The organism is Streptomyces sp. TRM68416 (genome assembly GCF_014596915.1).
Classification (GTDB): domain Bacteria; phylum Actinomycetota; class Actinomycetes; order Streptomycetales; family Streptomycetaceae; genus Streptomyces.
In genome coordinates this window covers 133597-152748 of sequence record NZ_JACVWU010000015.1, presented here as the reverse complement: position 1 = coordinate 152748, position 19152 = coordinate 133597, and the positions used below count along the sequence as shown (strand labels likewise).

The 19152-nt window shown below is 73.0% G+C and carries 15 protein-coding genes; 11 read left to right on the top strand and 4 right to left on the bottom strand.

Annotated elements, in window-relative coordinates; all coding sequences use genetic code 11:
- Window positions 1-23: 23 nt before the first annotated feature.
- The gene (locus ICC28_RS24005; RefSeq protein WP_188290752.1) at window positions 24-1517 is read right to left on the bottom strand and encodes an MFS transporter; all 1494 of its coding nucleotides are present in this window, start codon (window positions 1515-1517) and stop codon (window positions 24-26) included.
- 42 nt (window positions 1518-1559) lie between these two features.
- Window positions 1560-2708 carry a xylose isomerase gene (gene xylA, locus ICC28_RS24000; RefSeq protein WP_188290751.1) on the bottom strand — a complete coding sequence of 383 codons (1149 nt, stop codon included), beginning with the start codon at window positions 2706-2708 and terminating at the stop codon, window positions 1560-1562.
- A gap of 285 nt (window positions 2709-2993) precedes the next feature.
- On the opposite strand from xylA, the gene ICC28_RS23995 reads away from it, so the two are divergent.
- From ICC28_RS23995 to ICC28_RS23965, 7 genes are all read left to right on the top strand, one after another.
- The gene (locus ICC28_RS23995) at window positions 2994-4919 is read left to right on the top strand and encodes an FAD/NAD(P)-binding protein (protein WP_188290750.1); all 1926 of its coding nucleotides are present in this window, start codon (window positions 2994-2996) and stop codon (window positions 4917-4919) included.
- A gap of 256 nt (window positions 4920-5175) precedes the next feature.
- Entirely contained in the window at window positions 5176-6447 is a 1272-nt protein-coding gene (gene glyA / locus ICC28_RS23990; RefSeq protein ID WP_188290749.1) for a serine hydroxymethyltransferase, read from the top strand.
- 180 nt (window positions 6448-6627) lie between these two features.
- Window positions 6628-8049 carry a glycosyltransferase gene (locus tag ICC28_RS23985; RefSeq protein ID WP_188290748.1) on the top strand — a complete coding sequence of 474 codons (1422 nt, stop codon included), beginning with the start codon at window positions 6628-6630 and terminating at the stop codon, window positions 8047-8049.
- Window positions 8034-8678, top strand: a complete 645-nt coding sequence (locus ICC28_RS23980) for a hypothetical protein (protein WP_188290747.1) — start codon at window positions 8034-8036, stop codon at window positions 8676-8678. Before ICC28_RS23985 ends, ICC28_RS23980 begins: the two co-directional genes overlap by 16 nt.
- 94 nt (window positions 8679-8772) lie before the next feature.
- Window positions 8773-10341, top strand: a complete 1569-nt coding sequence (locus tag ICC28_RS23975; RefSeq protein ID WP_188290746.1) for a GMC oxidoreductase — start codon at window positions 8773-8775, stop codon at window positions 10339-10341.
- A gap of 83 nt (window positions 10342-10424) precedes the next feature.
- Window positions 10425-11573, top strand: a complete 1149-nt coding sequence (locus tag ICC28_RS23970; protein ID WP_188290745.1) for a Gfo/Idh/MocA family protein — start codon at window positions 10425-10427, stop codon at window positions 11571-11573.
- Window positions 11574-11660: 87 nt separating this feature from the next.
- Window positions 11661-12770, top strand: coding sequence for a Gfo/Idh/MocA family protein (locus tag ICC28_RS23965; protein WP_188290744.1), 1110 nt, complete (start codon window positions 11661-11663; stop codon window positions 12768-12770).
- 297 nt (window positions 12771-13067) lie between these two features.
- Here ICC28_RS23965 and ICC28_RS23960 read toward each other — a convergent pair whose 3' ends face one another.
- Window positions 13068-14285 carry an ROK family transcriptional regulator gene (locus ICC28_RS23960; RefSeq protein WP_188290743.1) on the bottom strand — a complete coding sequence of 406 codons (1218 nt, stop codon included), beginning with the start codon at window positions 14283-14285 and terminating at the stop codon, window positions 13068-13070.
- Between ICC28_RS23960 and ICC28_RS23955 the strand changes: the two genes are divergently transcribed.
- The 4 genes from ICC28_RS23955 to ICC28_RS23940 are packed head-to-tail and all read left to right on the top strand — an operon-like array spanning window position 14284 to window position 17299.
- Window positions 14284-14481, top strand: a complete 198-nt coding sequence (locus tag ICC28_RS23955; protein WP_188290742.1) for a hypothetical protein — start codon at window positions 14284-14286, stop codon at window positions 14479-14481. The genes ICC28_RS23960 and ICC28_RS23955 overlap by 2 nt on opposite strands.
- A gap of 30 nt (window positions 14482-14511) precedes the next feature.
- Entirely contained in the window at window positions 14512-15819 is a 1308-nt protein-coding gene (gene pcaC, locus ICC28_RS23950) for a 4-carboxymuconolactone decarboxylase (RefSeq protein ID WP_188290741.1), read from the top strand.
- Window positions 15820-15853: 34 nt separating this feature from the next.
- Entirely contained in the window at window positions 15854-16489 is a 636-nt protein-coding gene (locus tag ICC28_RS23945; RefSeq protein ID WP_188290740.1) for an MBL fold metallo-hydrolase, read from the top strand.
- A gap of 30 nt (window positions 16490-16519) precedes the next feature.
- Entirely contained in the window at window positions 16520-17299 is a 780-nt protein-coding gene (locus ICC28_RS23940) for an exodeoxyribonuclease III (protein WP_188290739.1), read from the top strand.
- An 11-nt stretch (window positions 17300-17310) separates the two neighbouring features.
- Here ICC28_RS23940 and ICC28_RS23935 read toward each other — a convergent pair whose 3' ends face one another.
- Window positions 17311-19071 (bottom strand): SGNH/GDSL hydrolase family protein, encoded by a 1761-nt coding sequence (locus ICC28_RS23935; protein WP_188290738.1) that lies wholly within the window; start codon window positions 19069-19071, stop codon window positions 17311-17313.
- Between the last annotated feature and the right edge of the window lie 81 nt (window positions 19072-19152).

Genomic DNA, 19152 nt, shown 5'->3' with positions numbered 1-19152 from the left:
GTCGGTACCTTTCCGGGTCGGCGTCAGTCGTGGGGGGCGGTGCTCTTCCCGAGAGTGAAGGAGGCCGCCCAGGTGACCACCAGCAGGCAGGCGCAGAGCCCGTAGGCGAGCGTGGCGGCGAAGTACGGCGACGCCCCTTTCCCGACCTCGTTGAAGATCACGGTCGAGAAGACGGCCGCCGCCACCGCGCCGCCCAGTTGCTGGAGGGAGTTGATCGCCCCGTTGGCCAGGCCGAGTTCGCGGTCCTCCACGGCCGCGAGGACCAGGGGCAGGAAGGGCACGAAGAACAGGCCGGTGCCGATACCGGAGACGATCAGCGCCGGCGCCAGGTTGAAGCTGGTCAGCCCCGTGTCCAGGAGTGGTCCATGGGGGCCGGGGTGGGTGGTTTCCCGGGCGTTGAGGGCGACGGTCAGCGCGGTGAGGACCATGCCCACCGCCTGCGTCAGCACGCCGGCCTGCAGCACCTGGCGCGGTCCCAGCCATCGCGCCAGGAGGGGCGCGGCCACCATCGCGGACATGGTGCCCAGGGACCACCAGGCGCCCGTCAGACCGACGTGCAACGGCGACCACCCGATGTAGAGCTGCAGCAACAGCGGGCTGACGATGAACGCTCCCGAGCAGGCGCCGAAGAACAGGAAGACGGTCAGCGTGCCGCCGGAGAAGGAGCGCTTGCGGAAGAGGGAGACCTCGACGAAGGCGTCGAGCGACCTCCTGCGCCGGGAGCGCGCGTGGAGCGCGAACACCGCCAGCACCACCGCTCCGGCGAGCATCATCGCGAAGGTCCACCAGGCCCAGTCGTACTCCCGCCCCTGGATGATCGGGTAGACGACCAGCCCGGCGGCGAGGGAGCACAGGATCATGCCGACGACGTCGAGCCCGGGCCTGTCACTCCGGGGCGGCACCTTGGGCAGCACCCGCAGCGAGACGAGGAAGACGGCGACGCAGACGGGCGGGTTGACGAGGAACACCCACCGCCACGACGCGTAGTCGATCAGCGCGCCGCCGAGGATCGGGCCGAGCGCGGAGGACAGGCTGATGAAGGGCGCGAAGATCCCGAACGCCTTCGCACTGTGCTCCTGGCCGAAGCTCTCGCGAATCATGCTGACGCACTGCGGGATCATCAACGCCGCCGTGCAGCCCTGGAGGAGCCGGGCGCCGATCAGCTCCCCCGGGCTCTGGGCGGCCGCGCACGCCACCGACGTCACCGTGAACCCGGCCAGCCCGGTCAGGAACACCTGGCGGCGGCCGAGGATGTCGCCGAGGCGGCCGCCGGCCAGCAGCAGTACCGAGAACGACAGCAGATAGCCGATGTTGATCCACTGGAACTGCGCGTCGGACGCGCCGAGTTCCAGCTTGATCGCCGGCGCCGCGACGCCCATCGCCGTCGCGTCGAGCATGTCCATCATCGACGCGACGAGCAGGGTGAACAGTACGGCCCAGGCGCCCTTGGGCACCTGCGAGGCTCCCGGCCGGTCGTCGTGGAGGGAGACTCCGGACGCCTCTGCCGTCCCACTCATGACCTCCCCCTCCGCACTCGGGAACCCCGCGGTCGAGCGGTGTCAGCGCTTGCCGAGCATGTGCTCGAGCGCGAGCTGGTTGAGGCGGGAGTAGTGGTAGCCGCGGGCGCGGGCGGCGTCGAGGTCGATCTCCTCCTCGCGCAGCGATTCGTAACTCTCGCCCTCCGCGATGCTGGGCACCGCGAGTTCGTCGATCCGGCAGGCCCGCATGGCCTCCTGGACGTCGGGGTCGGCGCGGAAGGCCGCGGCGCGCTCCTTGAGGATCAGGTAGGTGCGCATGTTCGCCTCGGCGGAGACCCACACGTCGTCGGCGTCCTCGGTGCGCCCGGGCTTGTAGTCGAAGTGGCGCGGGCCGTCCCAGCCGCTGTTCTCCAGCAGGTCGACGAGGAAGAACGCGCTCTTCGTGTCGCCGTGACCGAAGACCAGGTCCTGGTCGTAGCGCGAGCCGTGCTGGCCGTTGAGGTCGATGTGGAAGAGCTTGCCCTGCCACAGCGCCTGCGCGATGCCGTGGACGAAGTTGAGCCCCGCCATCTGCTCGTGCCCCACCTCCGGGTTGAGGCCCACCATGTCGGCGTGCTCCAGAGTGGAGATGAAGCCGAGTGCGTGGCCGATGGTCGGGAGCAGGATGTCGCCGCGCGGCTCGTTCGGCTTGGGTTCCAGCGCGAAGCGCAGCCCGTATCCCTGCTCCTTGACGTATCCGGCGAGGAAGTCGATGGCCTCGCGGAAACGGTCGAGCGCCACGCGCACGTCCTTGGCCGCGTCGCTCTCCGCGCCCTCCCGGCCGCCCCAGAACACGTAGGTCCGGGCGCCGAGTTCGGCCGCCAGGTCGATGTTGCGCATCACCTTGCGGATCGCGTGACGGCGCACGTCCCGGTCGTTCGAGGTGAAGGCGCCGTCCTTGAAGACGGGGTCCTTGAACAGGTCGGTCGTGGCCGTGGGCACCACCAGGCCGGTCTCGTCCAGCGCCTTGCGGAACGCCGCGATCGCCGTGTCGCGGTTCGACTCGACGGCGAGCAGGTCGTCGTCGTGGAAGGTCACGCCCCAGGCGCCGAGTTCGGCCAGCTTGTGCACCGTGCGGACCGGATCCAGGGGCGCGCGGGTGGCCTCCCCGAACGGGTCCCGCTCGCGCCAGCCGACGGTCCACAGGCCGAAGGCGAACTTGTCCTCGGGGGTGGGCTGCAAACTGGTCAAGGCTAGCTCCTGATCAATTCGTCAACGAAGTGGACCAAAGCTAAGCGCGATCCGGGGTGCTTGCCAAGTACTTGCGCACGGTGACTTCCGGCGCGCTCGTCGTGCGACGGTGCGGTCGGAGCGGCGTATACGTGAACTCCACGGCTTCTGAAGAGATTTGACGATCAATCAAGGATGCGCGTGTGGACCGGGGTGACTGGAGTGCGCTCTGTGGCCGGAGGTTCACATGCGCTCCGACAGCGTCCGCGCGCACGCCCATTGAGAATTAGGCAACAGCATGGATTAATGGCAGCCATGTCTTCGGCGACGGAAGCGAAGATCGCGATCATCGGCGCCGGCCCGGTGGGCGTGGGCATGGCCGAGCGCCTGACGGCCAACGCCCCACTCCTGGCGCCGCGCCGGTCGATCGAGATCGTCCTGGTGGACCCTTGTCCTCCCGGCCCCGGACGGGTCTGGCGGGAGGAACAGTCACCGCTGATGCGCATGAACTCCTTTGCCCGGGACGTCACCCTCTTCCCTGGGAAGGCCGTGCGTTGCGAGGGTCCCGCCCGTCCCGGCCCGTCGCTGGCCGCCTGGGCGCGGGACACGGCCGCCGGTCTGCTGCCGCCCGTGGCCCCACGCCTTGAGCGCGACCTGCGCGAGACCGCCCCGGACTCCTTCGCGACCAGACGCCTCCAGGGCGCCTACCTGTCCTGGTTCCTCCGCGAGGTGACGCGCCGGACTCCGCCCGGGGTGCGCGTCACCACGCGCACGGGCCGGGCCGTGGCGCTCACCACCGGGCCGGACGGCGTCCAGCGCGTCCGTCTGGAGCACGGCGGCCGGCTCGACGCCGACGCGGTGGTCCTGGCCCTCGGCCACCTGGACGCCCGGCCGCGCGGTGAGGAGGCCGACGCCGCTTCCTTCGCGGCCGAGTACGGTCTGGCCTACTTACCGCCCGGTCTGGTGGCCGAAGCCGATCTCTCGGTGCTGCCGCCCGGCTCCGACGTGCTGGTGCGGGGCATGGGGCTCGCCTTCTTCGACACCATGGCCCTGCTGACCCAGGGCCGGGGCGGGCGCTACACCCGGGACGCCGCGGGAACACTGCGGTACGTTCCCTCGGGGCGCGAACCGCGGCTGCTCGTCGGCTCGCGCCGCGGGCTGCCGTACCGGTGCAAGCCCACTCGCGCACCTGTGCTCGGTCCGGTCCGCGAGTTGCGGCACCTGCCCGGGACCGTCGAGCGGCTGCTCGCCCGCGGCCGGACGATCGACTTCCGCCGCGACATCTGGCCGGTCGTGGTCAAGGACCTCAGCCACGCCTACTACCGCGAACTCTTCGCCGCCCGCCCCGACAGCACCACCATGCCCTGGTGGCAGTTCGAGCAACTGCACGCCACCGCCTGCCCCCAGGAGCTGGACGAACTCGTCCTGAAGGCGGTCCCCGACCCGGCCGACCGGTTCGACCTCGACGACCTGCGGGCACCGCTGCGGGATGCCGCCTTCCGCTCCGCGGACGCCGCCCGTCGGCACATCGGCGCGATGCTGGAGCACGAGCTGCGACGCGCCAGGGACCCGGCCCGGTCCGCGGACACGGCCGTCTACGGCGCGCTGCTGCTCCTCTACGACCGGCTCCCTCGCCTGCGCCCCCACCTGGACGCCCGTTCCCAGGCCGAGGAGCTGGACGGGGCCTGGCTCTCCCTGTTCCACCTCGTGGCGAGCGGTCCGCCCGCCTTCCGTGTGGAGGAACTGCTGGCCCTGTGCCGTGCCGGGGTGGTCCAGCCGCTCGGCGCGGGGGTACGCGTGCGGCTCGACGCGACGGCCGGCCGCTTCCTGGCCGGTGGTGCGAACCTGCCCGACGAGCATCCGGCCACCGCGCTGGTGGATGCCCGCGTCCCCGACCCGACGGTGACGGACACCGCGGACCCCCTCCTGGCCTCGCTGTACGCCGCGGGTGAGGCGAGCGAGGAGGTCCTGACCGACCCCGGCACCGGCTACCGGGCCCGGACGGGCCGGATCGCCGTGGACGAACGGGGCCGCCTGCGCCGTGCCGTCGGTACGACGCACCCCGCGCGCTACGCGCTGGGCTGGAACACCTCGCTGCGCGGCGCCCGGGCCTTCGCCATTCCCGGCACCGACGCGGCCACCTTCCGGCACGGTGACCGGGTCGCGCGCGAGGTGCTCTCGGGCCTGCCGCGGCCGGGGCGCGGTCACCGCGTATTCGGTCCAACCGATTGACAGTCGAATCACCACCTGATGAATTAGTCCATTGGAGGGACTAATTCTCCTCGGTCGGCCGTCCGTGCCCACCGGACGTCCCGCCGAGCACTGCGCCTCCCGCCCCCGCGGCCGTCGACCGGCACCCTGACCGGCCGCCGCAGGGTGGATGCACTCCGCGCCGACCGGGGCCTTCTGCCGCGTGTGCCGCGGCACCGGCCCCCGACGCCGTACCACGCGCACCGATATCGCCGAACTCCCCAACCCATGAGGTGAGATGATGCTGGATCGGGATCTGTCGCGGCTGCTGGGCCGCGAGGACAGGCACTATCTGGAGAGCATCGACCTGATCGCCGCGTCGAACGCGCCGATCGTGTCCGTGCGCGACAACCGCACCTGGGGCGTCGCCCAGTTCCGCTCCGCCGAGGGCCACGTCGGGCACAAGCCCTACGCCGGCACCTCGATCTTCGACGAGGTCGAAGAACTGGCCGTGCGGCGCGCGTGCGCCGTGTTCGGCGCCGAACACGCCAACGTGCAGCCCGTCTCCGGCTCCATGGCCAACCTCGCGGTCTACCGGGGCCTGATGAAGCCCGGCGACACCATGCTCTCCATGGCCGTGGCGTCCGGCGGGCACCTCTCGCACGGCCACCCCAAGCACATCGTCCGCGACCTGTACCGGGTCGTCCCCTACGCGGTGGACCCCCGCACCGGCCTGCTGCCGTACGACCACCTGAAGGCGCTCGCCGAGCAGGAGCGGCCCCGGGTGATCGTGGCCGGCTTCTCCGCCTACCCGCGGACCGTGGACTTCGCCCGGCTCAGCGAGATCGCGAACGGGGTCGGTGCCACGCTCGTCGCCGACATCTCCCACATCGCCGGACTGGTGGCGGCCGGGCTCCACGACAACCCGTGCGCGTATCCGGGCACCGTGGTGACCACCTCGGTGGAGAAGACGCTGCGCGGTACGCGCGGCGGCATCGTCCTGTGCCCGCAGCCACTGAAGGCACGCGTCGACGCGGCGATCTTCCCCGGTCTGCAGTCGTCCATCGGCATGGCGGGCCTCGTCTCGCTCGCGGCCGCCCTCCAGGACGCCTCGACCCCGGCCTTCCGCGCCTACCAGGAACGTGTCGTGGCCAACGCCAGGCTGCTCGCCCGGCTGCTCCTGGACGGCGGCCTCGACCTGGTGACGGGCGGAACCGACACCCACCTGCTGGTCGTCGACCTCACCCGCACCCCGCTGACCGGCCGACAGGCCGAGGAACGCCTCCAGGACCTGGGCATCCTCTCGAACCGGAACATGATCCCCGACGACCCCAGGTCCCCCTTCGTCGCCAGCGGGCTGAGGCTCGGCACCCCGACGATCACCTCCCGCGGCTTCGACGCGGAAGACGTCCGCGAACTCGGCGACATCGTTATCTCCGCGCTGCGCGCGAAGGAATGGGACGCGTCGCACATCGAGCTGCTGCGCAAGCGCGCGCACGCCTTGCGCATCCGGCCGCGCCCCGACGACGCACTCGCCGACCTCGCCGCATCGGCCGCCGCGGGGCGATGACGCCCGCACCGGGGCCGGAACCCGGCGTCAGGAGGGCGACCCGGCGTCAGGAGGGCGACCCGGTGTCAGGAAGGCGGCCCGGCGTCAGGAGGGCGGCCCGGCGTCAGGAGGGCGGCCCGGCGTCAGGAGGGCGACCCAACGTCAGGAAGGCGACCCAGCGTCAGGAAGGGCGGTACGCACATGCCACACGCACCGGTCACGGGCTTCCACCGATTCCGCAGCTACGCCGGTCACCCCGGCAAGGACGGCGCGAACTTCGCCTACACGGAGGTCGGGCGGCTGCTCTCCGAGAGCCCACAGGTCCGGGCCAGACCGCATGACCTCGTGGACCTCTTCCACAGCGACGAGGCGGCGCGGGAGGCCCTGAAGGACTGCGACGTCGTGGTCGCGACCGTGGGCCCGCACGCCTACCTCTACTTCTACCTGCGCGAGCGGCTCGGTCTCGACTTCACCGTCGTCAGGGACGCGCGCACCGCGCTGTGGAACGGCTATCTCCAGCAGGAGGCCCTCTGTGCGCCCTACCTGCGTCCCGACGACGTGCTCTACCACTCGTCACGCTACTCGCAGGCCCTCTACAGCAAGCTCTTCCCCGGCCTGGCGGCCTCCCGGCAGGCCGTCTGCTATCCGCTGCTGCGCTGGTTCCCCACGGAGTCGGCCGGATCGTGGACCGGCTCCGGGAGCAAGGGCCCCACCCGCATCGGATTCGTCGGGCGGCTCACCGACGACAAGAACCACTCCCAGGCGGTCGCCCTGCAGCGCGAGCTGAACCGACGTGCGCCGGGGGCCTTCGAGCTGGTGGCCGTCGGCGAGGACCCGCGCCCCGGCCGGGCGGCCGAGGCCGACGCCCGCGTCCCGGGATACACCTGGTGCCCACCGGTCGACCGAGACCGACTGTGGCGTGCCTACCGGGAGATGGACGTGCTGTTCTTCCCCAGCACCTCGTCCCTGGAGACCTTCGGCCGCGTACTGGTGGAAGCCTCCTACGTCGGTACGCCGGTGCTGGCCTCCACCCACGCGGCCGCCTCCGAACTGCTGCCGGCCGAGTCCCTGGTGCCCACCGCGCTGCGTGCGGACACCGACTTCACCACGCACTTCGCGGCGCGCCTGGGCGACATCGACGTGGCGCACGCGGCCGAGCTGCTGGTCACCGGGGAGATCCCGCCCGCGGGGAAGGGGCACCAGTTCTACGCCGACCACGACAGCCTCCTGCTGGCGCTGGTCCACGGCGAGCCGCAGGACCCCGCCGAGCCGGGGCCGACCGCCGTCCAGCAGGCGTTCCTCGGCCGGCTGCGGATGCGCGACCTGGACATCGCTCCCGACCGGGCGACCGCGGACCGGATGATCGACAGGATCCGCCGCCCGTTCACGGCCCTGCACCGGCGCGGCACACCGCGGTACTTCCTCGCGCTCGCCGTGCTGCTGGCCCGCTCCCGCTACCGCGGCAAGACCGCCGCGTTCCTGCGCAAGAGCCTGTTCCACGGCGAGGACTTCAGCAACATCGGCGGCGTCGACCTCCAGTTGAGCCACCTCATCGGCTTCGAGCCCCGCTTCACCATCGCTCCCGACCCGGACCCCGCAGAGGAACCATGCTCAACAAGCTGATCGTTTCCTACGACACCGAGCGTTTCGACTTCGCGGGCGCGGTGCGCGCGGCCACCGGAGTCCCGGACCTCGCCGAGTGGCACCGGTTCCACACCCCCGAGGGCGAGGAGCAGCCGGGCTTCGGCAACCAGGCGTCCGAGATGCACCACAAGCTGTACGCCATCGAGACGGTCTCCGCGCTGTACGGGGAGTTCGTCCGGACGCACGTCACCGAACTCGTCGGGGAGAGCGTCCGCTACCAGCACATACCGAACTGGCGCATCCAGCTGCCCGGACGGCACGGCGTCGGCAGCTACCACCGCGACCGCAGCGGCGGCCACAACCCGTGCGAGATCACGTTCTGGGTGCCGCTCACCGACATCACGGCCGCGAACAGCCTGTGGGTCGAGTCGAGCGAGGGCGCCGAGGACTTCCGCGGCCACCCCATGCGCTACGGGCACATGCTCGTGTTCGACAGCGCCAACCTGATGCACGGCAACCAGCGCAACGTCTCCGAGCGGACCCGCCTCAGCTTCGACTTCCGCGTGATCCCCGAGTCGCTGTACCACGACGGGGTCGCGACACCCCACCACACGGGCATCGACGGCCCGATCCGGTGGCGGCCCTCCCACCCGGACGGTGCCGCGTGAACGGGCGGTGCCGCGTGCACGGGCCGACCGCCCCCGCGACGGCGGCCGTCCCGCGGCCGACGCCCGGGGCCCGGACGCAGCGAGAGGCGGACCGATGACCGGCATCGACACCGAGGCGGGACCGGGGTACGACGCGGTCGTCGTCGGCTCCGGGTTCGCCGGCTCCTGGGCGGCCAAGGAGCTGACCGAGGCCGGGGTGTCCACCCTGGTCCTGGAGGCCGGGCCCGCGCGCCGGGCCGAGGAGATCCCGGACCGGGCCGCCTCCTACACCACGGCCGGGCGGGACACGGGCGCCACCTGGCCGCGGCAGCCCGTCCAGAGCCGTCACTTCCACTTCGGTCCGCGCGGCCCGCACCTGTTCGTCGACGACGTGGAACACGCCTACGAGACGCCGCCCGGCATGCCGTACACCTGGATCCGGGGCATGCAGGTCGGCGGCCGGTCGCTGATCTGGGGCGGGTCGGCGTTGCGGCTGTCCCCGTACGAGACGCGGGCCGGCGAGGTCGACGGCTGCTCGCCGGCCTGGCCGATCGGGTACGAGGAACTCGCCGGTGCCTACGAGGCGGTGGAGGGCCTCCTCGGACTGCGGGGCACCGCCGAGGATCTCCCGCAGCTTCCCGACAGCCTCTTCCGGGGCGAGCCGTCCGCGCTCACCCCCGCCGAGTCGGACTTCCGGCGCTCGTACCGGCGGCCCGGCACCCGCCCGGTCCCCGTCCGGTTCGTACCGGCCGAGGCGGGCGGGGGCGGCTGGCCGGGGTTCACCGTCCAGGCCACCGCCCTCGCCCTCGCGGAACGCACCGGGCGGCTGGTGCTGCGGCCGCACGCACGGGTCACCTCGGTGACCGTCGACCCGGCGAACGGCCGGGCCACCGGCCTCCGTTGGGTGGACACCACCACGGCCGTCCGGCACCATGTCCGCGCCCGCGTGGTCCTCCTGTGCGGCGGCACGATCGAGACGGCCCGGCTGATGCTGAACTCGCGTGGCCCGCGCCACCCGCAGGGCCTCGGCAACAGCAGCGGCCTCGTGGGCCGCGGGCTCATGGACCATCCGCTGCTCACCTCCGAAGGCGTCCTCCCGGGCTACTCGCCCGCCGACGCCCGGCCGTGGACCGGGCGCCAGTGCGGGCTGCTCGTCCCCCCGCCACGGCCGCACGGCGGTGACGTCCGGCCCTTCGCCCTGTGGGTCTCGCTCCAGCGGCGGGTGCGGGACGGCGTCGTGCTGGGCGGCATCGACGCCCAGGGGGAGATGCTGCCCCACCGGCACAACCGCGTGCGGCTGGGCAGCGGACGGGACCGCTGGGGCGTCCCGCTCCCCGTGATCGAGTGCGGATACGGACCGCACGAGGAGAGGCTGTACGACGCGATGCGGCGGGAGATCGAGCCGGCGGCCTCGACGGCCGGCCTCAAGGACCTGTCCGTCGCCGACACGCTCACCCCACCGGGCGGGAACGTGCACGACCTGGGAACCGCCCGCATGGGCGCCTCCCCGGCCGACTCCGTCCTGGACCGCGACAACCGCTGCTGGGACGCGCCGAACGTCTTCGTCGCCGACGGCTCCTGCTTTCCCTCCGGCGGCTGGCAGAACCCCACACTCACCATCATGGCGATCGCCGCGCGGGCAGGCCGTCGTGCGGCACGGCTGCTGCGCGCGGGGGAGTGCTGACCGGCGGGCCACCGACCGGCCGCAAGCGGCCCGTTGAGATCTGTTCGGGAGGCGGAAGAGAAATCGGGAGGCGGAGAAGAACCATGGAGCACACCAACCAGCAGGCAGGCCGGTCCTCGCAACTGCCGGACGAGACCGCCGGAGTGGTCTTCGTCGGATGCGGATACGCCGCGGACTTCTACGGCGCCACCATGCCCAACTACCCGCACGTCGAGGTCAAGGGCGCGTACGACCACGACCGGGACCGCGCGGCGACGTTCGTCGCGGAGTACTCGGGCCGCGTGTTCGCCGACTTCGACGAGGTGCTGAGCGATCCGGACGTCTCCGTCGTGGTCAACCTGACGCCGGTGTCGGAGCACTACCGCGTCAGCAAGGCGGCGCTGCTCGCAGGCAAGCACGTCTACTCGGAGAAACCCCTCGCTCCGCGTCTGCCGGAGGCGACGGAACTCGTCGAACTGGCTCAGGAACGGGGCCTGTTGCTGTCGAGCGCCCCGTCGACCGTGTTCAGCCGGTCCGCGCAGACGCTGCTGCGTGCCGTCGGGGACGGGATGATCGGCACCCCGCGCCTGGTGCACGCCTCGCTCGACATGGGCGCGCTGGCCTTCATGCCCTACACCCAGTGGCGCAGCCGCCGCGGGGTGCCCTGGCCCTACCGGGACGAGGTCGCCAACGGCTGTGTCATGGAGCACGCCGGCTACCAGCTCAGCTGGCTGGTGGCCATGCTGGGCCCGGTGGTGCGGATGGCGGCGCACACCTCGCTCCAACTGGGCGGCGAGTGGCCGGACCCGGGCGAGCTCGCCCCGGATGTCTCCCTGGGATTCCTTGAGTTCGCCGGCGGCGCCGTCTGCCGGCTCAGCATCGGCTGGGTGGCTCCGGCCGACCTGTCGCTCACCGTCATCGGCGACCGGGGCGTGCTGTCGGTGGGCGACGTGTGGCAGGCCTCGGCGCCGGTCGTGCTGCGTCGCAACGTCCCCACCCGCGGCAAGACCAATTCCTACCTCGGCGAGCCCGAACAGCTGCCCTTCGTGGCGCCGCCCACGCGATACCGCTACGCCGACACCCACGACCTCACGGTCGGCGCGGGCGTGGCCGACCTGGCCTCGGCGGTGCTCAACAAGGGCGAGCCCTTCCTGAGCGCGGGCTTCTGCCTCCATGTGCTCGACGTCAGCCTCCGGCTCGCCGCGGGCCGGGGCGTCATGGAGGACGTACCGCCTCCGTCCTGTCCTGCCTGACACCGTCCGTCCCGGCCGCGCGGACCGGGGCGGTCCGATGCGCCGCAGGGCGCACCGACCGACGACTGTTCCACCGGAGGAGACGACATGAGCGACCCCTTGCGGATCGGCGTGGTGGGCGCCGGCAACATCAGCGGCGCGTATCTGGAGACCCTGTCCCGGCTGCCGAACGTACGTCCCGTTCGGGTGGCCGCCCGGCGCCCGGAACGGGCCAGGGCCGCGGCCGCACGGTTCCCCGGAGTGCGCGCCACGACGGTGGAGGAGCTCTGCGCCTGCGACGAGGTGGATCTCGTCCTCGACCTCGCCACTCCCGAGGCACACCTGGAGATCTCCCTGGCCGCGATCACGGCGGGCAAGCACCTGTACGGGGAGAAGCCGCTCGCCACCACCACCGAGGAGGCCCGCACCCTCCTCGACGCCGCCCGCACCGCAGGACTCCGGGTGGGCTGCGCTCCGGACACCGTCCTGGGCACCGGCATCCAGACGGCTCGGGCGTGCGTGGAGAAGGGCGAGATCGGGGTGCCGGTCGCGGCGACCGCCTTCATGACCACGCCCGGTCACGAACGCTGGCACCCCGACCCGGAGTTCTACTACCGGCCGGGCGGCGGGCCGCTGCTGGACATGGGCCCGTACTACCTGACCGCGCTGGTACTGCTGCTCGGACCGGTCCGCCGTGTCACCGGCCTGTCCGGCAGCCCCCGCCGGACGCGCACCATCGGCAGCGGCCCCCGCGCGGGCACGACGTTCCCGGTGACGGTGGCCACCCACGTCACCGGCGTGCTGGAGCACCGGGGCGGTGCGCTGTCCACCCTGATGATGAGCTTCGACGTGTGGGACAGCACGCTGCCGCGGATCGAGGTGTACGGCACGGAGGGCACCGTGTCGGTGCCCGACCCGAACAGCTTCACCGGCGACGTCCGGGTGCGTCACGCCGCGGACTCCGTCTGGCACACGGCGCCGGTTCTCGGCGGGTACGCGGACGGCGGGCGGGGCATCGGCGTCGCGGAGATGGCGCACGCCATCGAGACGGGGCGGCCGCACCGGGCGAGCGCCGAAGTCGCCTACCACGTGCTCGACGTGATGGAAGCCATGCTGGCCGCGGCCGAGACAGGTGACAGCCGCCCCGTGGCCAGCGACTTCCCGCTCCCCGAGCCGGTCCCCGCCGCGGCGCGCCCCGGGCACCCGGGCCAGGGCTGAGACACGGCTGCCCCCACGCGGGAGGACGCGCGCTCACGCGCGCGGGGGTGGGGCGTCGCGTCCTATGTGGGGGCGTGTGCTTGTGGGCGGGGGTGGGGGCGTTGCGCCGTATGCGGGGGGCGCGCTCACGGGCGGGGGGTGGGCCGTCGCGTTGTATGTGGGGGGGGCGTGTGCTCGCGGGCCGGGGGTGGAGCGTTGCGTCGTACGCGGCGCGGCGTGCGCCCCCGCGCGGGGGGTGGAGCGGCGCGCCGTATGCGGAGGGTGCGTGCCCGCGCGCGGGGACGGGCCGTCGCGTCGTCAGCGCAGTAGCAGCGCCGGGTCGGCGTACAGGTGCTCGATGATCTGGCCCGCGGCGCCGAGCACGGCCGCGTGCTCGCCGAGCGACGAGACCACGACCGTGGGGACCTGCCCGTAGAGTCCGCCGGCCCGTAGCGCCTCCTCCACCGAGCGCAGGATCCAGGGCGCGATCGTGGAGAAGATCCCGCCGAGCACGATCGTGTCCGGGTCGATCACCTTGACCACGTCCGAGAGCGCCCGCCCCAACGCATCACCGGCCCGGCGCACCGCCTCCGTCGCGGCCGGGTCGCCGGAGTCCAGCAGCGCGGTCAGTGCGGACAACGGCTCCATGGGTCCCGTGAGGGCGTGCTCGGCGAGCATGTCGCCGAGGCCCGCCGCGTGCAGAACGGCGTCCCGGCCCGCGATGCGCTCCAGACAACCGCGGGCCCCGCAGGGGCACGATTCACCGTCCGGGTCGACCTGCAGGTGGCCGAGTTCGCCGGCGTAGCCGTGCGCGCCCTGGAACACGCGGCCGTCGAGCACCACGCCTGCGCCGATGCCTATTTCCCCGGAGACGTGCACGAAGTCGCCCAGGTCGGCGCGTCCGGCCCCGAACCACAACTCCCCGAGAGCCGCCAGGTTGGCCTCGTTCTCCGCCCTGGTCGGCAGCTTCAGCCCGGACAGGCCCAGGTCGGTGAAGGCCTCGGCCGGCACGTCGTCCCACGGGAAGTTGGGCGCACGGAACATCCCGGAGCGGTCGATCAGACCGGGCAGCGCCACGGTCGCCCCGATCACCGGCAGACCCTGCTCCGCCGCCGAGTCCACCGCCTGCCCCGCCAGCCGGGCCAGCGCGACGGCGATCTCGGCGGGATCCCGGTTCCGGTTGTCGGCCGCCACCAGGAGCCGGTAGCGCACCCGTCGGCCGAGGTCGAGCACAGCGGCCGCCAGGTAGCCGACGTTCACCTCGAGCCCGAGCCCCGCGGCGCCGGCGCCGTTGACCGAGACCCCGATGCCCGGGCGCCCTCGGTCCCCCTCGTGCAGCATGTCCCCGTCGTGGACGAGGCCGGCCTCGGCGAGCACCGCGATCAGGTTCGAGACGGTGGTCTTGGTGAAACCGGTGAGCGTGGCGAGCCGTGCCCGGGTGACCGGCTGGTTCGCGGCGATCACACCGAGCAGGACCGCCAGGTTCCGTTCGCGCATACCGGCATGGCGCATCGGCGCGCGGCTTTCGGGTGGCATGCGCCAAGGCTATCCGCCCGCCACGGCGAAGGCGCCGTCGGCCTGCTCCTCGACAGCGCGTCTGAAGTGGGCGGACTGCCCTTGCGCCCCGGCCCCCGACGCGTTGCCGCTCGACGACCGCTCCCTCGCCGTGTTCCAGTACGCCGAGAGGGCGCACCGGCCCCACCGTGACGCCGGATTCACCCCGGCGATGTGACAACTCGTGACAGATGAGAGGGTCTGGCGGGTGAGTGAGACACCGATGAACACCCTGCAATACCGCTTTGACGGGCCCGAAGACGCCCCGGTCCTGATCCTCGGTCCCTCACTGGGCACCACCTGGCACATGTGGGACCGCCAGATACCCGAACTGACGGCCCAGTGGCGGGTCTTCCGGTTCGACCTGCCCGGCCACGGCGGCGCCCCCGCCCACCCCGCGGGCTCGGTGACCGATCTGACCGCACGCCTCGTGGCCACCCTGGACGGCCTCGGCGTGCAGCGTTTCGGCTACGCGGGCTGTGCGCTCGGCGGGGCGATCGGTGTCGAGCTGGCCCTGCGCCACCCCGAGCGGCTCGCCTCGCTCGCCCTGATCGCGGCCTCGCCGCGGTTCGGCTCGGCCGACGAGTTCCGCCAGCGGGGCGTGATCGTACGGACCAACGGGCTCGACCCCATCGCCCGGACCTCGCCGGACCGCTGGTTCACCGGTGGTTTCGCCGCCGCGCAGCCGGCCATCACGGACTGGGCCGTGCAGATGGTCCGCACCACCGACCCCGGCTGCTACATCGCCGCCTGCGAGGCGCTGGCCACCTTCGACGTGCGGACCGAACTGACCCGGGTCGGCGTGCCCACCCTCGTGCTGGTCGGCTCGGACGACCAGGTCACCGGCCCGGCCGAGGCCCGCACGCTGGTCGCGGGCATTCCCGACGCCCGCCTCGCCGTCGTACCCGGCGCCTCCCACCTCGTACCGGTCGAGCAGCCCGCCGCCGTCACCGACCTGCTGGTCAGACACTTCTCCAACGCCTGGCAGCCCGCCTACGACTCGGCCACCGGGCAGGTCGCCCTGCCCGCCGGGCCCGCCCGGCCGTTCCCCGCGGCGGCGACGTCCGTACCCGCGCAGCCGGCGCCCATCGCGGAGATCGCGCCGCCGGTCGCCGCGGAGCCCGCGGGCGGGCGCCCGGACCCGTACGACACGGGGATCAAGGTGCGTCGCGAGGTGCTGGGCGACGCGCACGTGGACCGGGTGCTGGCCGAGGCCGACGAGTTCTCGGGCGACTTCCAGGAGTTCGTCACCCGGTACGCGTGGGGCGAGGTCTGGGACCGGCCGGGCCTGGACCGGCGCACCCGCAGTTGTGTCACCCTCACCGCCCTGGTCGCCGGCGGCCACCTGGAGGAGCTCGCCTTCCACACCCGCGCCGCCCTGCGCAACGGCCTCACGCCCGCCGAGATCAAGGAGGTGCTGCTGCAGGCCGCCGTCTACTGCGGCATCCCCGCGGCGAACAGCGCGTTCCGGGTGGCCCAGCAGGTCGTGCGGGAGGAGACCACCCCGGCCGAGTGAGCCCGCGCCGGCGGCCGGGGGCAGGATGGTCCGCATGAGGTTCACCAAGAAGTCGCACGCCTGTGTCCGCCTGGAGAAGGACGGGCGCACGCTCGTCCTCGACCCCGGAGGTTTCAGCGAGGAGGACGCCGCCCTCGGCGCGGACGCGATCCTCGTGACGCACGAGCACCCGGACCACTTCGACGAGCGGCGGCTGCGGTCGGCCATGGAGGCCGACCCGGCCGTCGAGCTCTGGACTCTGAGGTCGGTCGCGGAGAGGATCGCGGCCGCCTTCCCGGGCCGCGTGCACACCGTCGGCCACGGCGACACCTTCACCGCGGCCGGCTTCGACGTCCAGGTGCACGGCGAACTGCACGCGGTGATCCACCCGGACATCCCGCGCATCACCAACGTCGGCTACCTCGTCGACGGCGGCCGCGTCTTCCACCCCGGCGACGCCCTCACCGTCCCCGACCACCCGGTCGAGACGCTGCTGCTCCCGGTCATGGCCCCCTGGAGCAAGATCTCCGAGGTCATCGACTACGTCCGCGAGGTCGGGCCGCAGCGCGCCTACGACATCCACGACGCCCTGCTCACCGACCTCGCCCGGCCCATCTACGACAACCAGATCGGCGCGCTCGGCGGCTCCGAGCACCTGCGGCTGGCGCCGGGGGAGAGCGCGTCGCTGTGACTGTCAGTGCCGCCGGGTAGGTTGTGGGACATGCGCATCGCGACCTGGAACGTGAACTCGATCACCGCACGCCTGCCGAGGCTCCTGGCCTGGCTGGAGAGCAGCGGCACCGACGTGCTCTGCCTCCAGGAGGCCAAGGTCGCCGAGGCCGCCTTCCCCGTCGACCAGCTGCGCGAGCTGGGCTACGAGGCGGCGGTCCACGCCACCGGGCGGTGGAACGGCGTGGCGGTGCTCTCCCGCGTAGGCATCGAGGACGTCGTCAAGGGCCTGCCCGGCGACCCCGGCTACGACGGCTCGGTGGAGCCGCGCGCCGTCTCCGCGACCTGCGGCCCGGTCCGCGTCTGGTCGGTCTACGTGCCCAACGGCCGCGAGGTGGACCACCCCCACTACGCCTACAAGCTCCAGTGGTTCGAGGCGCTCAAGGCGGCCGTCGCCGGGGACGCGGCCGGCAGCCGCCCGTTCGCCGTGCTGGGCGACTACAACGTCGCGCCCACGGACGACGACGTGTACGACACGGCCGCCTTCGAGGGCCTTACCCACGTCACCCCCGCCGAGCGCGCCGCCCTCGCCTCCCTGCGCGAGACGGGCCTGTCCGACGTGGTGCCCCGCCCGCTGAAGTACGACCACCCCTTCACGTACTGGGACTACCGCCAGCTCTGCTTCCCCAAGAACCGCGGCATGCGCATCGACCTGGTCTACGGCAACGAGCCGTTCGCCGAGGCGGTCAAGGACGCCTATGTGGACCGCGAGGAGCGCAAGGGCAAGGGCGCCTCGGACCACGCGCCGGTGGTGGTGGACCTGGAGGTGTAGGTCCGGGCAGGTCACAGCAGGCGCAGGTCCACCGACTCCGCCAGCGCGGCGAGCCCCGCGTCGCCGGGGTGCAGGTGGTCGCCGCTGTCGTAGGCGGGCAGCAGGCGCGCGGGGTCCGCCGGGTCGCGCAGGACCGCGTCGAAGTCCAGGACGCCGTCGAAGACCCCGGCCTGCCGGATCCACGCGTTCACCGCGACCCGCTCCGCGTCGGCGGCGGCCGTGCACCGCCTCTCGCCCGCGCACGGCACGATCGTGGCGGCCAGCATGCGCAGCCCACGGGCGTGACCCCGGTCGGCGAGCTCCCGCAGCCCGGCGATCACCTGGTCCGCCGTGGCACCCCAGCGCACGTCGTTCACCCCCTCGAACACCACCGCCGTACGCGCCGACGGCTGCGCGAGGACGTCCCGGTCGAACCGGTTCAGGGCGCTCACCCCGGCCGTGTCCGGGGAGGTTCCGTCGCCGGGGTAGCGGTCGCGGAGCACGCGGTTGCCGGAGATGCCCAGGTTGAGCACGCCGTAGTGCGGCACCGCGTCCTGGGCGAGCAGCCGGGCGGCCAGCACGTTCGGCCACCGCCGGTTGGCGTCGGGGGTGGACCCGTCGCCGTCGGTGATCGAGTCCCCGAGCAGCACCACGGACCCCGGCCCGCCGCTCACGTCGACCGCGGCCAGCAGCGGCCAGCCGGTGAGGGTGGAGGTGTAGGCCGCGGGGGAGGGGTCGGCCGTGTGGTCGCCGGGCTCGCTCAGGTACGACCGCTGCTGTGCGAGCCGGTGCACGGGCGCCGCCGTCACCGTCCCGGGCAGATGGAAGCTCACCAGCAGGTTCGTGTCCGCGGGCACGTCGAAGCCGAGGGGATCGCTGAACACCTGGGCACCGGCCGGGATCTCCGCGCCGCCGGCACCGCCGAACGACAGCGGCACCGGCGCACCCTCCGGCGTGGCACCGGAGGCCTGGACCGCCACCGTCGCGGCGCCGATCCGTACCGGCGCCGCCGCGAAGGTGTTGTCGAACCGGAGGCGCACCCGCGGCCCGCCCGCCGAGGTGCGCACCACCAGGCGCAGCGTCCGGTCGGTCCACGGGCCGACGGCCGCGCGACCGCCCGTCGCCGCGGCCCAACTGCCCGTCCAGCCAAGGCCGGTGTCCCGCACCGACAGCGCGAACACATGCATCCCGGTCGCGCGCGGCAGCCGTACGGAGATGACCTCGCGGCCCGCGGCGAGCGGCACCGTCAGCACGTACAGCCGGGCCCGCTCGGCGAGTTGGCCGTCGGGCGTGTTGATGTGCGGCAGGGGCGGCGCCTTCGTGGCGAGCGGGCCGGTGCGCCAGTCGGGGGCGGTCAGCCGGTACGCGGTGCGGCCGCCGTTCGCGTACGCGACCGTGCCGGAGCCGCTCACCGGGGCACCGGCCGTGCCGGCGACGAGGAAGGCGAGGGCGTCGCCGCGACCGCGGACGCGCACGCTCTGTCCGTCGGCGCGGACGTTGTCCGGGGCGCCCGCCGGCCGGTCCGGCCAGGTGAGGCGGGCGCCCTGCACGGTGAGCGTACGGCCGGGACGCCAGCCGGCGGCGGCCAGGTCCTGCGCCGACAGGGAGGCGCCCGAGCCGTCGAAGTCGGCCTCGCCGGGGCGGGCGTCGTCGCTGACCGCGGTGTTGTCGAAGAACCGCGCCAGGGGCAGCGGCTCGGCCGCGGTGACCGCGGAGGCGGTTCCGGACCAGGCGGGCAGCAGGCCCGCGACCAGGGCGAGCGTCACCCCCGCACCCCGAAGACTCGGCCGCACGTCCCGCCCCTCTCCTCGGTGCACACCCCTGGCGAGGACCGGGGCGATGTCGGGCGGGCACGAAGCTAGGGACGTGGCGGG